General features: G+C 73.5%; 14 protein-coding genes. 4 read left to right on the forward strand and 10 right to left on the reverse strand.

The window, feature by feature from the left end; genetic code table 11:
- Positions 1 to 123: 123 nt before the first annotated feature.
- The gene (locus ABT263_RS30950) at positions 124 to 567 is read right to left on the reverse strand and encodes a hypothetical protein (protein WP_352295382.1); all 444 of its coding nucleotides are present in this window, start codon (positions 565 to 567) and stop codon (positions 124 to 126) included.
- A gap of 142 nt (positions 568 to 709) precedes the next feature.
- Between ABT263_RS30950 and ABT263_RS30955 the strand changes: the two genes are divergently transcribed.
- From ABT263_RS30955 to ABT263_RS30965, 3 genes are all read left to right on the forward strand, one after another.
- A complete protein-coding gene (locus tag ABT263_RS30955) occupies positions 710 to 1,354 on the forward strand; it encodes a PhzF family phenazine biosynthesis protein (protein ID WP_352295384.1) in 645 nt (214 codons plus the stop codon).
- A gap of 194 nt (positions 1,355 to 1,548) precedes the next feature.
- Positions 1,549 to 2,985 carry a hypothetical protein gene (locus ABT263_RS30960; RefSeq protein WP_352295386.1) on the forward strand — a complete coding sequence of 479 codons (1,437 nt, stop codon included), beginning with the start codon at positions 1,549 to 1,551 and terminating at the stop codon, positions 2,983 to 2,985.
- Between the two features lie 106 nt (positions 2,986 to 3,091).
- Positions 3,092 to 3,448, forward strand: a complete 357-nt coding sequence (locus ABT263_RS30965) for a ribosomal protein L7/L12 (protein ID WP_352295388.1) — start codon at positions 3,092 to 3,094, stop codon at positions 3,446 to 3,448.
- On the opposite strand, the gene ABT263_RS30970 is transcribed toward ABT263_RS30965, so the two are convergent.
- From ABT263_RS30970 to ABT263_RS30985, 4 genes are all read right to left on the reverse strand, one after another.
- On the reverse strand, positions 3,415 to 3,987 hold the full coding sequence (locus tag ABT263_RS30970; protein WP_352295390.1) for a VanZ family protein: 573 nt from the start codon (positions 3,985 to 3,987) through the stop codon (positions 3,415 to 3,417). The two genes, ABT263_RS30965 and ABT263_RS30970, sit on opposite strands and share 34 nt — an antisense overlap.
- A 188-nt stretch (positions 3,988 to 4,175) precedes the next feature.
- Positions 4,176 to 4,604, reverse strand: coding sequence for a hypothetical protein (locus ABT263_RS30975; RefSeq protein ID WP_352295391.1), 429 nt, complete (start codon positions 4,602 to 4,604; stop codon positions 4,176 to 4,178).
- Complete coding sequence (locus tag ABT263_RS30980; RefSeq protein ID WP_352295393.1) at positions 4,601 to 6,193, reverse strand: ATP-binding protein; 1,593 nt, start codon at positions 6,191 to 6,193, stop codon at positions 4,601 to 4,603. The genes ABT263_RS30975 and ABT263_RS30980 overlap by 4 nt, the downstream gene beginning before the upstream one ends.
- Before the next feature lie 66 nt (positions 6,194 to 6,259).
- Complete coding sequence (locus ABT263_RS30985; protein ID WP_329487983.1) at positions 6,260 to 6,937, reverse strand: response regulator; 678 nt, start codon at positions 6,935 to 6,937, stop codon at positions 6,260 to 6,262.
- A gap of 558 nt (positions 6,938 to 7,495) precedes the next feature.
- Here ABT263_RS30985 and ABT263_RS30990 point away from each other — a divergent pair.
- Positions 7,496 to 8,200, forward strand: coding sequence for a SigE family RNA polymerase sigma factor (locus ABT263_RS30990; protein ID WP_502885888.1), 705 nt, complete (start codon positions 7,496 to 7,498; stop codon positions 8,198 to 8,200).
- Between the two features lie 240 nt (positions 8,201 to 8,440).
- Here the strand turns inward: ABT263_RS30990 and ABT263_RS30995 are convergent, their stop codons facing one another.
- The 5 genes from ABT263_RS30995 to deoC all read right to left on the reverse strand — a co-directional run bounded on the left by ABT263_RS30995 (position 8,441) and on the right by deoC (position 13,179).
- The gene (locus ABT263_RS30995) at positions 8,441 to 9,076 is read right to left on the reverse strand and encodes an ATP-binding protein (protein WP_352295395.1); all 636 of its coding nucleotides are present in this window, start codon (positions 9,074 to 9,076) and stop codon (positions 8,441 to 8,443) included.
- A gap of 47 nt (positions 9,077 to 9,123) precedes the next feature.
- The gene (locus ABT263_RS31000) at positions 9,124 to 9,543 is read right to left on the reverse strand and encodes a hypothetical protein (protein WP_352295397.1); all 420 of its coding nucleotides are present in this window, start codon (positions 9,541 to 9,543) and stop codon (positions 9,124 to 9,126) included.
- Positions 9,544 to 9,810: 267 nt separating this feature from the next.
- A complete protein-coding gene (locus ABT263_RS31005; RefSeq protein ID WP_329487980.1) occupies positions 9,811 to 10,713 on the reverse strand; it encodes an aldehyde dehydrogenase family protein in 903 nt (300 codons plus the stop codon).
- On the reverse strand, positions 10,706 to 12,187 hold the full coding sequence (locus ABT263_RS31010; RefSeq protein WP_352295399.1) for an aldehyde dehydrogenase family protein: 1,482 nt from the start codon (positions 12,185 to 12,187) through the stop codon (positions 10,706 to 10,708). Before ABT263_RS31010 ends, ABT263_RS31005 begins: the two co-directional genes overlap by 8 nt.
- 5 nt (positions 12,188 to 12,192) lie before the next feature.
- Positions 12,193 to 13,179, reverse strand: coding sequence for a deoxyribose-phosphate aldolase (gene deoC, locus ABT263_RS31015; protein ID WP_329487978.1), 987 nt, complete (start codon positions 13,177 to 13,179; stop codon positions 12,193 to 12,195).
- Between the last annotated feature and the right edge of the window lie 54 nt (positions 13,180 to 13,233).

Consider the following 13,233-nt stretch of genomic DNA (forward strand, 5'->3'; position numbering starts at 1 on the left):
CGGCTGCGCATTTGGTGGCGACTCCCGTCGGGGGTGGGTGGGGTGGTGGGCCGGGGCGGCGGCCCCCCCCCCCCGCCGCCCGCGGGCGGGGCCCCCGCCCCACGGCGTGGGGGTGTGGGCCGGTCAGCCGGCCGGGGGAGCCTGCGGGGCCGGCGGCTGGGCGACCGGGGCCGCCTGCGGGGCCGGGGCGGGCTGGGCGTAGGGGTTCTGCGCCGCGTTCGGGTTGTACTGGGCGTTCGGGTCGTACGGGGCCTGGTAGGCCGCCGGCTGCGGGGCCGCCGGGGCGTTGCTGCGGGCGACCAGGGCCTTCACGGCGTTGGCGATCAGCAGCACGGGGAGGATGAACGCCTGGAAGAACATCCGGTACTCACCGCCCTCGAAGACGAACGCGAGGTAGTACGCGTAGCCGGCGAACGCGATGCCGGCGATCACGTTGATGACCCGCCAGCCGCCGCTCAGGCCGCCGCCGACGTTGACGGCGCCGAGCACGACCATGGCGATGCCGCTGATGGCCAGCAGCACGACGTACCAGGAGAAAAGCGGGTCAACGGTGAAGTCGAGATTCACGGAGTCAATTCCTGTGGGAGGTGAGAGAAAGAAATCTTTGGGGACGAGTGGGCACAGTACTGGACCCCGCGGACAATCGCCGCCACGTTTTCGTCACGACCTCGTATACCGGCGGCGCCCCCACCCGTGGTTGGGTGGGTGAATGACTGACTATGAGGTCCTTCGGGTCTTTTGCGGCCCCGACGGCGGCCACGGGAACCCGCTCGGCGTGGTCCGCGACGGCGCCGCTGTTCCCGGTGCGGCCGACCGGCTGGCCGTCGCCCGGCAGCTCGGTTTCAGCGAGACCGTCTTCGTCGACGACGCCGAGCGCGGTGTGATCGACATCTACACGCCGAGCCTTCGCCTGCCCTTCGCCGGGCACCCCTGCGTCGGTGCGGCCTGGCTGCTTGGCGTGGACCGGCTGGTGACCGCCGCCGGCGCCGTCGGGGTGCGCCGCGACGGCGAGTTCACCCGGATCGAGGGCCGCGCCGCCTGGGCGCCGGGCCGCACGCTGAGGCGGTACGGGTCCGCCGCCGAGGTGGACGCGCTGGACGTCCCGCCGCCGGGGGAGTGGATCTACGCCTGGGCCTGGCAGGACGAGCGGGCGGGTACGGTACGGGCGCGCGCCTTCCCCGGCCGGGGTGACGGGATCGACGAGGACGAGGCCACCGGCGCCGCCGCGATCCTGCTCACGGCCGAGCTCGGGCGCGACCTGATCATCACTCAAGGCGTCGGCTCCCAGCTCGTCACCGGCGTCCGGCCCGGCGGCCTGATCGAGGTCGGCGGCCGGGCGCGGCGAGCGGCGTGACAGCCGTCACCCGGCGTTCGTCCCGGCGACCGATACTCCTTCACGAATGGTCCACACGTTCGGATATGATGCCGCCGTTGCTGGAGGTTTGGGGGCGAAGCAGCGGGACGGACATGGCCTGCGACGAGGTTCCCTCTCAGTCCAGGCGACCCATCGTCTGCCGGGCTCGGCCCGCTCTCCTCCGTGAGGTCCCCTTGCGCACTCAGCACCGCAGTCTCCTCGCTCTGGCGGCCACAGCCACCCTGGTCTCCGGCACCGCCGTCGCCGCCGCCCCGGCGGCGCTCGCCGCCCCCTCGATCACCCGGCACACCCAGGGCACCCTGGGCGCCCAGGCCCAGAACGGGCCCGTGTCGATCACGCTGAGCGGCCTGCCCGGCACCTTCACCGCCGGTGCGGCGCCGGTCGAGTTCACCGCGACCCTGAAGAACTCCGCCGACCACGCGGTCGACGCCACGACCGGCTTCACCCTGGCCGACGTCAACTCCGGCATCAAGGAGACCCAGCTCAAGCTGGAGTTCCAGTCGCCCGGCGGCACGCAGTGGAAGAACGCCCTGCTCAGCCCCGGCCAGACGGTCGGCGCGGTGTGGGAGCTGGACACCTTCGCCACCAGGATCAGCGTGCCGGCCGGTGCTTCGGTCACCTACCGGCTGCGTCTCGCCGTCACCGCCGGCGCCGTCGGCGGCACGGCCACGGCCGGGTTCCGGGCCGTGGTGTCGGACCCGACGCTGCCCCCGGAACAGCGGATCTCCACCCCCGCCAGCGAGTTCGGACGTTTCACGATCGCCCCGGTGGGCGGCCCCAGCACCCCGCCGGTGACCGCTCCCGGCCCGGCCGAGCCGAACGTCGAGGGCGTCCCCGCCTCCTTCACCACGGGCGGCGAGGCGAAGGCCTTCAAGCTGGTCCTCGCCAACCACAGCGGCAAGGACATCCGCGTCCTCCCCGAGGTCACCCTCCAGGCCGGGAGCACGCTGCCCGCCGACGCGGTCCGGTTCGAGTTCCAGACCCCGGAGGGCGAGTGGCTGGCCGCCAGGCCCCTCCCGGAGCCGGCGACGAGCAGGCTGATCCTGGGGCTCCCGTCGGGCAGCAAGGACGCCGATCTCGTGAAGCTGCACGACGGCGAGTCCCGCACGATCAACGTCCGGCTGGCCTTCGCCAAGGACGCCCCGGTCGGTGCCGCGTCCGTGCTGCTCACCGGGCACAGCATGCCGGAGGTCAGCGGGCTCGGCGTCACGACGTCCAGCCGGGCGGTCCCGTTCGGCATCGCGGCGCCGGGCGGCGCCGGTACGCCGTCCGCCACGGCGTCTGCGACGCCTTCCGCCACCGCGACCGCCACCGGGACGGCGAGCGCTCCGGCGAGCCCCGCTCCGGTGCCGACCGCGCCGTCGGCGGCCGCGGTGGTCGTCGCGCAGGTCACCGCCTCGGCGCCGAACGGCCCGGCGACCACGACCGCTCCGGTGCCGGTGCCCGTCCCCGTGCCGGACCAGGCCGCCGGGCTGGCGTCGACGGGCGGCGGTTCCTCCTCCGCGCCGATGGCGATCACCGGCGGCATGGCGATCGCGATGGGGCTGGGTGCACTGGTGGTGCTGCGCCGCCGGCAGCGCACGCAGCGCACGCAGCGCCCCGGCCGCTGACCGCCCGCCGGGCACGTCCGCTCGCCGGGCACGTCCGGCCGGCCGGGCGGAGCGAGCCGGAGCGGGCAGGCCGGTCGGAGCGGGTGGGCCGGGGAGGGCCGGGCGGATGGAGGAACCGGAGTTCGTCGCCGAGCTGACCGGCGCGGGGGAGCGGCGGATCGAGCTGCTCCGCGCCCTCCGCGCCGTGACCGGGCTGAGCCTCTGGCACGGCAGGCTGCTGCTGGACAACCTGCCCGCACCCGTGCGGGACGGAAACCTGCGGGACCTCGACGCCGCGGTGGCCCGCCTGCGGGCGGCGGGCGGGCGGGTCACGGTGCGCTGCCGGGCGTGCGGCCGGGTCGCCCCCGACGACGGGCGGCTGCTCGACCCGGGCCCGTGCGCGGTGGCGGCTCCCGGCTGCTTCTCCTGCCCGGCGAGCAGCGAGCCGCCTCAGCGGCCGTGGGAGGAGACGGGCTCCGCGTAGACGGGAGCGTGGGTCGGAGCGTGGACCGGCGTGCGAGTCGGCGTGTGGGCCGGCGCGGGGGCCCGGACGGGCGCCGGGCGGTCGGTGCCCGCGCGGCGGGGCCGGAGCAGCAGGGACCGGCAGCCGGGCACCAGGCCCAGGTGGACGATCGCCACGCCGACGACGGCGAACAGTATGTGGTCCACGTTCAGGATGTGGCCCGGGGCCCAGGAGGAGAGGAACTCCAGGGCGGTGGCCAGCAGGGCGGAGGCGCCGGTGGTGCGGAGGAAGGACGGGAGCCAGGGGGCCCGCAGGCGGCCGCCCGCGAGCGGGAGCAGGACGCCGAGCGGGGCCAGCAGCAGCAGTTCGCCGAGGACCTGCCAGGCGGTGGAGGAGCGGAGCGAGGCCAGCGGCGTCAGGTTGGCGTCGTAGACCCAGGCCACCGGCAACGGTCTCAGCACCAGCCAGCCCGCCAGGGCCAGGTGGAGGGTGAGGCCGACGAGGCCGACCAGCCGTAGGGGACGGTGGACGGCCGTCGCCGGCCCGGTCTCGGTCCGCACGCCGGAACGCTCGTCGCGTGCCCTGGTGCCATCTCGCTGCACGCGGGGAAGGACGTGAGCCGGTGGCGCGGCGGTTCCACGCCCGGCGTGAACATTCCGCCGCACGCCCGGAGCGGACCGAAACGACCCGGAGCGGTCCCGTTGGGACCCGATCCGATCGAGATGCGGCCCGGATCCCACGGAGTCGATCAGCGGCAGGTGGCCGACGCCGTCGGCGTCGGCGTCGCCACCGCGGTGAACACGTTGTCCGCCGGCGGGGTGGACGGCCCCGGGGTCACCCGGGTGACCGACGGGGACGGGCTCCCGAAGAACTTCGCCGAGGAGTGCGCGGCGGGCGGAGTCGGGCCGACCGGTGACGGTGCGGCCGGCGCCGTCGGTATCTGCGGCGCGGTCGGGCAGGCCGTCCGGCTGGCGGGCGCGCCGGCGTCCACCGGGACGGCGGTCGGGCGGATGCCGCACCCGGCGGCGAGGGCGGCCAGCGCCACCAGGGCGGCGGCGCCGAACACCCGGCCGGGGCGGGAACCACGGTCCGGGCGGGAACCGCGGCCCGGGCCGGAACCGCGGACGGCGCGGGCCCGGTCGGCCGGACCCGCCGGAACGGACGGGCGGGAGGTCACAGCGCACTCTCCTCGGAGTCGTCGGCCGACGGCGGAGGCTGGGTCCGCGGCAGCGTCAGCGTGAACACCGCCCCCACCTCCCCGTTCGCGGCCGTGATCGTCCCCCCGTGGATCTGCGCGTTGGCCATCGCGATCGACAGGCCCAGACCGCTGCCCTCCGAACGCGCCCGCCCCTTGTCCGCCTTGTAGAACCGGTCGAAGACGTGCGGCAGCACGTCCTCGGGGATGCCGGGGCCGCTGTCCGAGACCTCGACGATCACCGTTCCGACCGCCGGGCCGACCACCGGGCCGTCATCCTCCCGGCCGTCCGCCGGGCCGTCGGCCGGGCCGTCCGCCGGAGCCTGCGCGGGGCCCTCCTCCCGGACCGTCACCCGCACCGGCGAGCCGCCGTGCTTGAGCGCGTTGCCGATCAGGTTGGCGAAGACGACGTCCAGCCGGCGCGGGTCGACCACGGCCCGGACACCGCGCGGCGCGTCCAGCTCCACCGCGTCGTACCAGGCCCGGCCGTCGATGCAGGACATGATCAGGTCGGCGATGTCCACCTCGTCGGCGACCAGCTTGGCCGTACCGGCGTCGAAGCGGGTCACCTCCATCAGGTTCTCCACCAGGTCGGAGAGCCGGCGCGTCTCGTTGACCACCAGCCGCACGGCCGGCTCGATCATCGGGTCCAGCGACTCGGCCTCGTCCTCCAGGATGTCCGTCACGGCGGTCATCGCGGTCAGCGGCGTCCGCAGCTCGTGCGACATGTCGGCGACGAACCGCCGGCTCTGCGCCTCCCGCGCGCTCAGCTCCTCGACCTGCTCGTGCAGCGACTCCGCGGTGCGGTTGAACGTCCTCGCCAGATCGGCGAGTTCGTCCGAGCCCTCGACTTCGAGCCGGGTGTCCAGATGGCCCTCGCCGAGCCGCCGGGCGGCCTCGCCGAGCCGCTTGACCGGGCGCAGCACCGTCGCCGACGCGGCCTGGGCGAGCAGCGCCGAGCCGATCAGCGCCAGCAGCGTGGCGATCGCCAGCGACCAGCCGAGCGTGCTCAGGTCGGCCCGCTCGTTCTCCAGCGACTTGAACATGTAGGCCGTCGGCCCGGTCGGCACCACCTTGGTGCCGCCGATCACGAACGGCCGCCCCTCCAGGTTCTGCCGCTGCCAGTACAGGTGGAACGCGTACGGGTTGTTCTCGGTGAGCTCGCGCGGCTTCGCGACGGTGTCCCGCAGCTTGGCCGGGACGTCGGCGAGCGTGTAGGTCAGCGGGGCCGAGGAGGCGAGGCAGTCCGGGCGGGCGGGGTCGGAGACCACCACCTCGTAGCTGAGCCCGGAGCTGGCGACGCTGGCGGCGAGCTGGTTCAGCTCGGCGCAGGTGGCGTTCAGCGGCAGCTCGGAGACGTTGCGGGTGAGCGAGACCCGGAAGTCGTTGAGCGCGGTGTTCTGGGCGCGCTTGAGCACCGCGTCCCGGTTGAGCCAGTACGCGATGCCGGAGGCCGAGACGGCGGCGAGCAGCGCGACCGCGGCGAACACCGCGATCAGCCGCACCCGCAGGGAACGCAGCCGTCGCCACGGGCCCGAGGAGAAGCGGCTGGTCGTCTGAAGGTCAGTCACGGGAGCCTGTCGTTGCGGAAGATCAGGAGAGGCGGGATATCAGCAGCGGGGCGCTGCCGGGCGCGGTCACGCCGGCGGGTCCAGACGGTAGCCGACCCCGCGCACCGTGCGGATCAGGGTGGGCGCCGAGGGCACGTCCTCGACCTTCGCCCGCAGCCGCTGGACGCACGCGTCCACCAGTCGGGAGTCGCCGAGGTAGTCGTGTTCCCAGACCAGGCGCAGCAGTTGCTGGCGGGAGAGGGCCTGCCCGGGCCGGCGGCTGAGCTCCAGCAGCAGCCGCAGCTCGGTCGGCGTGAGCTGGAGGTCCTCGCCGTCCTTGGTGACGGTCATCGCCGCGCGGTCGATCACCACGGTCCCGTACGCGGAGGAGTCCGAGCTCTCCCGCTCACCGCGTCGCAGCACGGCCCGGATCCGGGCGTCCAGGACGCGCGGCTGCACCGGCTTGACGACGTAGTCGTCCGCGCCGGACTCCAGGCCGACCACGACATCGATGTCGTCGGACCGGGCGGTGAGCAGGATGATCGGCAACTGGTCGGTGCGGCGGATCCGGCGGCAGACCTCGAAGCCGTCGATTCCGGGCAGCATGACGTCCAGCACGATGAGGTCCGGCCGCTGCTCCTTGAAGAGCCTCAGACCGTCCTCGCCGGAGGCGGCGGTGGCCACTTTGTGGCCCTGGCGGGTGAGAGCGAGTTCGAGGCCGGTACGGATGGCGTCGTCGTCCTCGATCAGTAGGAGGAAAGGCACGGCCTCATTCTGGCTCACCCGGAGCGCCGAATCACCCCCCGGCACCGGTCACCGACCGGGTGGGAACCGGAACCCGAGCCACCGGCGTCCGTCACGGCGGGAGGCGATGCGGGACGAAAGCCCCGCCCCTGTGACAGCCCTGTGACAGTCGACGGACAGCGTCATCACAACCGGCGGGCAAGATTTTCCATGTCGCCGCAGGACAGCGGGCCAACTGGCCGGCTGAACGGCGGCAACAGGAACCGCTCGTACCGACCAAGGGGGCGCACGATGAACGCCAGGCTGCAGACCCGGACCAACCCGGCTGACCGCACCGCGCGTTCGTCATCGGCCACCCACCGGACCCGGTACGAGGTCAGGACCGACGAGACCTCCGGTGCCGTGACCGTGCGGGGGTGCGCGCACAGCGCCGGTGGAAACACTGTCGCCCGCCGGGTGAGCGGCGGCGGCAGGCAGGGGGAGCTGTACGGGATCGGCCACCGGGGGAACGTGGCCGACTCCGCCAACACCCTGACGCTGCGGGGGATCCTCCCCGTCCGCGTCGAGGGCAAGGACACCCTGGGGGGGAACGGGGGAACCCGGGGGATCGGGGGGAGCGGGCTGCGGAAGGTCGACTCGGGGGAGTCGGCCGGCCGCGGGGCCGCGGGGGCGACGCTGCTGCGGCTGAACCCCGCACCGACCCGCACCGCCGAGGCGGGACAGGGAGACGCGCAGGGGGAGCACCCGGCCGTCGCGGAGGACTACACCACGGAGTTCACCGCGTACGTGCGCGAGCGCCGCGCCTCCCTGTACGCCACGGCGTACCACCTGACCGGTGACCGCTTCGAGGCCGAGGACCTGCTGCAGAGCGCGCTCTTCAGCACCTACCGGGCCTGGGGCCGGATCACCGACAAGGCCGCGGTGGGGGGCTACCTCCGCCGCACCATGACCAACCTGCACATCTCCGCCTGGCGGCGCCGCAAGGTCAACGAGTACCCGACCGAGGAGCTGCCGGAGACGGTCGGCGACACCGACGCGATGGGCGGCACCGAGCTGCGCGCCGTGCTCTGGCAGGCGCTGGCCAAGCTGCCGGAGAACCAGCGCACCATGCTGGTGCTGCGCTACTACGAGGGCAAGACCGACCCGGAGATCGCCGACGTGCTCGGGATCAGCGTCGGCACGGTCAAGAGCAGCATCTGGCGCGCGCTGCGCCGGCTGCGCGACGACGAGCACCTGAACAAGTCGGGCGACACCGCCCGGGCGTTCGGCGAGCTGGTCGCCTGAGAACGGCCCCGCGAGGGGCGAGGGACTCCCGTCGGGGGACGGGTGAGGACGGTCAGGGAAACTGGCAGCGCCGGCTCGGGGGAGCGGCGTAACCGGGGGAGCCCGATGACCGTCCGGGAAATCGGCGGGCCCGGTGCGGGGGAGACGCACCGGGCCCGCCGTTCTTCGTGCGTGAGTGCGTGAGTGCGGGCGTGCGGGCGCGTGCGGAGGGCGTGCGTGCGTGGCGGCCCCCGGTGGAGCTCAGACCGCGGAGAGCTGCAGTCCGGCCGCCGCGCGGATCCGCCGGTCCGCCTCCGGGCCGGTGCAGGGGTGGGCGCCCAGTTCGACCTGCCGGCCGACGATCGAGCGCTCGGCCCGCATCAGCCGCCAGCCGCGGCGCACCAGGACGGGCAGCGACTTGCGGCTCTCCCGGACGTCCCGGCGCAGCCGCCGCCAGGCGGTGGTGAGCGCGCCGTTGCGCAGGCACAGGGCGTCGCCCAGCAGGCCCTCGGCGGCGCAGGCGCCGGCGATCTCGGCGGCGAAGATGCCCTCGGCGATGAACGCGGGCGCCCCGGCGAGGTCCAGCACCTGGGTGGAGACGCGGCCGTTGGCCGGGATCGAGTACACCGGGACTTCGGCGCGGCCGCTCTCGTGGAGGCCGCGGATCGCCGCCAGGGCCTCGTCACGGTGCCAGGCGAGCGGGGAGTCCCAGTCGACCGCGCCGTCGTCCAGCAGCGGCAGGGTGGGGTCGTCCCCGTCCTTGTAGAAGTCGTCGAGCTGGAGCACCGGCAGGCCGCTCCGCTCCGCCAGTGAGGACTTCCCCGATCCGGAGGGCCCGGACAGCAGGACCACTCGGGCACGGGCTATCGGCGCGGCATTCAGCGGGGAGTCACTCACGGGACACCAGTCTGACGCATCGGGGCCGGATGCCGAAACCCGTCGGGTCACACCTTGTGCGGCGACTCCGGTGCGGCGAGGGCGAGGTGCAGCAGCGGCAGGTACCGGCTGTCGACCTGGAGGAAGACCGGCTGCCCGGCGCCGGGTTCCAGGTAGGCGGTGGCGGCCCAGTCCTGGTCGTGCCAGGTGTCCGGCTCGGGGGCCCGGAAGGCCCCGCCGGCGGCCAGTACGACCGGGCCGGCGCCGTCGAGTTCGCGCGAGCCGAACTCGGCGCTCGCGGAGCCCGGTGTGACGCGGATCCTCCCGCTGACGTAGCGCGGCGGCCAGCCGGGACCGTCGGAGCGGGCCGAGCAGGGGATCCGGACCGGCTTGCCGGCGGCCAGCCGGCGCCGGGCGCGGGCCACGAACAGCCTGCGGACGAACCCGTCCGCGAACAGTGCCATCAGCTCGCCGGCGATCTCTCCCACGCGGTGCCCCCTCGGTGTGCGGTGTCGCCCCAGTCTGCGCGGGGGCGGGGGCCGGCCGGGAGCGGCTAAAGGATGGCGGGCCGGCGACGAAAGTCGACGGATCCGCAGCGGAGGCCGGGCGGAAAGTCGACGGACCCGCGCCAGGGGGGGAGAGGCGCGGGTCCGTCCAATGACCGTCCGGGCCCTGGGGGGGTGAGGGCACTGGGGACGGCCAGCTTGTGGAGTTGTTACTCGGTGGGCCCATCGGGCCCGGGGGTGACGAGGAGGTCAGATCCCCATCGGGTGCCAGACCGTCTTCGTCTCCAGGAACGAGAGTAGCCGGTCGGTACCGGGAGCATTGGTCCAGTCCTGGGCGAACGGGTCCAGCTCCGGACGGACCACCCTCTTCAGGGTATCCGCGGCGGCGGCTTCCAGCGCGCCCGCCGCGCCGGGACCGTCGGCGGCGATGGCGCCGGTGAGGTCCACCGCGTTGACGTCCTGGTGCGAGGCCAGGGTGGGCGCGATGTCGGCGGTCCGGCCCGAGATGATGTTGACCACGCCGCCGGGGACGTCCGAGGTGGCCAGCACCTCGCCCAGCGACAGGGCCGGCAGCGGGGCGTCCGCGGCCGCCGCGACCACCACGGTGTTGCCGGTGGCGATGGCGGGCGCGATCACCGAGACCAGGCCGAGCAGCGAGTGCCCGTAACCGGCCTGCGGGGCGACGATCCCGACCACACCGGTCGGCTCCGGGGTGGAGAGGTTGAAGAACGGCCCGGCGACCGGGTTGGCGCCGCCCGCGATCTGGGCGACCTTGTCGGTCCAGCCCGCGTACCAGACCCAGCGGTCGATGGCGGCGTCCACCAGGGCGGCGGCCTTCTTCGGGCCGACGCCCTCGGAGAGCGCCACCTCGGCGGCGAACTGCTCGCGCCGGCCCTGCAGCATCTCGGCGACGCGGTACAGCACCTGGCCGCGGTTGTACGCGGTGGTGCCGGCCCAGCCCTTGACGGCCGCGCGGGCCGCCAGCACGGCGTCCCGGGCGTCCTTGCGGGTGCCGAGCGGGGCGTTGGCCAGCCACTCGCCCTTCGAGTCCGTCACCTCGTACACCCGCCCGCTCTCGGAGCGCGGGAACTTCCCGCCGACGTACAGCTTGTAGGTCTTGAGGACATCAAGACGGCTCACGACATCAGACATCGAGGTAGGCCTCCAGACCGTGGCGGCCACCTTCGCGGCCGTAACCCGACTCCTTGTAGCCGCCGAACGGCGAGGTCGGGTCGAACTTGTTGAAGGTGTTGGCCCAGACCACGCCGGCCTTGAGCCGGTTGGCGGTCCAGAGGATGCGCGAGCCCTTCTCCGTCCAGATGCCGGCGGAGAGGCCGTAGGGGGTGTTGTTGGCCTTGTCGACCGCCTCGGCCGGGGTGCGGAAGGTCAGCACCGACAGGACCGGCCCGAAGATCTCCTCCTGGGCGATCCGGTGGGCCTGGCTGACGCCGGTGAAGACGGTCGGCCGGAACCAGAAGCCGGTGCCGGGCAGCTCGCAGGCGGGCGACCAGCGCTCGGCGCCCTCGGCCTCGCCGGCGTCGGTCAGCGCGGTGATCCGGGCCAGCTGGGCGGCCGAGTTGATGGCGCCGATGTCGGTGTTCTTGTCCAGCGGGTCGCCGACCCGCAGGGTGCCCATCCGGCGCTTCAGGGCGTCCAGCAGCTCGTCGTGGATCGACTCCTGGACCAGCAGGCGCGAACCCGCGCAGCAGACGTGGCCCTGGTTGAAGAAGATGCCGTTGACGATGCCCTCGACCGCCTGGTCGATCGGCGCGTCGTCGAAGACGATGTTCGCGGCCTTGCCGCCGAGCTCCAGCGAGAGCTTCTTGCGGGTGCCCGCGATCTGCTTGGCGATCGCCCGGCCGACCGGGGTGGAGCCGGTGAAGGCGACCTTGTTGACGTCCGGGTGCGAGGTGAGCGCGGCGCCGGTGCGGCCGTCACCGGTGACGATGTTGACGACACCCTTCGGCAGGCCCGCCTGGCGGCAGATCTCGGCGAAGCGCAGCGCGGTCAGCGGGGTGATCTCGGCCGGCTTCAGCACCACGGTGTTGCCGGTGGCCAGCGCCGGGGCGATCTTCCACGCGAGCATCAGCAGCGGGAAGTTCCACGGGATGACCTGGCCGGCCACGCCCAGCGGGCGCGGGTTCGCGCCGTAGCCGGCGAAGTCGAGCTTGTCGGCCCAGCCCGCGTAGTAGAAGAAGTGCGCGGCGACCAGCGGCAGGTCGACGTCGCGGGTCTCGCGGATCGGCTTGCCGTTGTCGATCGACTCCAGCACGGCCAGCTCGCGGCTGCGCTCCTGGATGATCCGGGCGATCCGGAACAGGTACTTGGCGCGCTCGCTGCCGGGCAGCGCCGACCAGTCGGCGAAGGCCCTGCGGGCGGCGGCGACCGCGCGGTCGACGTCCTCCTCGGTGCCCTGGGCGAACTCGGCGAGCACCTGCTCGGTGGCCGGGTTGACCGTCTTCAGGGCCTCGCTGCCGGCGGAGTCGACGAACTCGCCGCCGATGAAGTGGCCGTACGAGGTGGCGATGTCACCCGCGGCGGCGGGGGACTCGGGTGCCGGGGCGTAGCTGAAGAGGCCGCCGGTCGGCTGGGCCGCGGGCTCCTCGATGTTCTTCTTCTTGGCCATGGTGATCAGTCCACCGTCACGTAGTCGGGGCCGGAGTACCGTCCGGTGGTGAGCTTCTGACGCTGCATCAGCAGGTCGTTGAGCAGGCTGGAGGCGCCGAAGCGGAACCAGTGCGGGGTCAGCCAGTCGTCGCCGAGGGTCTCGTTGACCATCACCAGGTACTTCATGGCGTCCTTGGTGGTCTTGATGCCACCGGCGGGCTTCACGCCGACCTGGACGCCGGTCTGCGCCTTGAAGTCGCGGACGGCCTCCAGCATCAGCAGGGTGACCGGCGGGGTCGCGTTGACGGCGACCTTGCCGGTGGAGGTCTTGATGAAGTCGGCGCCGGCCAGCATCGCCAGCCAGGAGACGCGGCGCACGTTGTCGTACGTCTGCAGCTCGCCGGTCTCGAAGATCACCTTGAGGTGGGCGGCGGTGCCGTCGGGGCGCTTGCACGCCTCCTTGACGGCGACGATCTCGTTGAAGACGTCCAGGTAGCGGCCGGAGAGGAAGGCGCCCCGGTCGATCACCATGTCGATCTCGTCGGCGCCGGCCGCGACCGCGTCGGCGGTGTCGGCGAGCTTGACCGGGAGCGCGGCGCGCCCGGCGGGGAAGGCGGTGGCGACGGAGGCGACCTGGATGTCGGTGCCGCGCAGGGCGTCCTTCGCGGTGGCGACCATGTCCGGATAGACACAGATGGCGGCGACGCGCGGGGTGGCCGGGTCGGACGGATCCGGGGTCCGGCCCTTGGCGCACAGCGCGCGCACCTTGCCGGCGGTGTCCGCGCCTTCGAGGGTGGTCAGGTCGATCATCGAGATGGCCAGGTCGATGGCGTACGCCTTCGCCGAGGTCTTGATCGAGCGGGTACCGAGAGTGGCGGCGCGCGCCTCCAGGCCGACCTGGTCGACGCCGGGCAGGCCGTGCAGGAAGCGGCGGAGCGAGGCCTCGGACGCCGCAACGTCCTCAAGACCGCTGCCCGCAGCGCCGGGGGCATTGGCTGCAAGAGTGGACATAGTCACCACACCAGCATATCTACGCGCGTAGCCAACCGCTAGGGGGCCCGCTTT

Source organism: Kitasatospora sp. NPDC001603 (assembly GCF_040298365.1).
In the GTDB taxonomy this organism is placed as follows: Bacteria; Actinomycetota; Actinomycetes; order Streptomycetales; family Streptomycetaceae; genus Kitasatospora.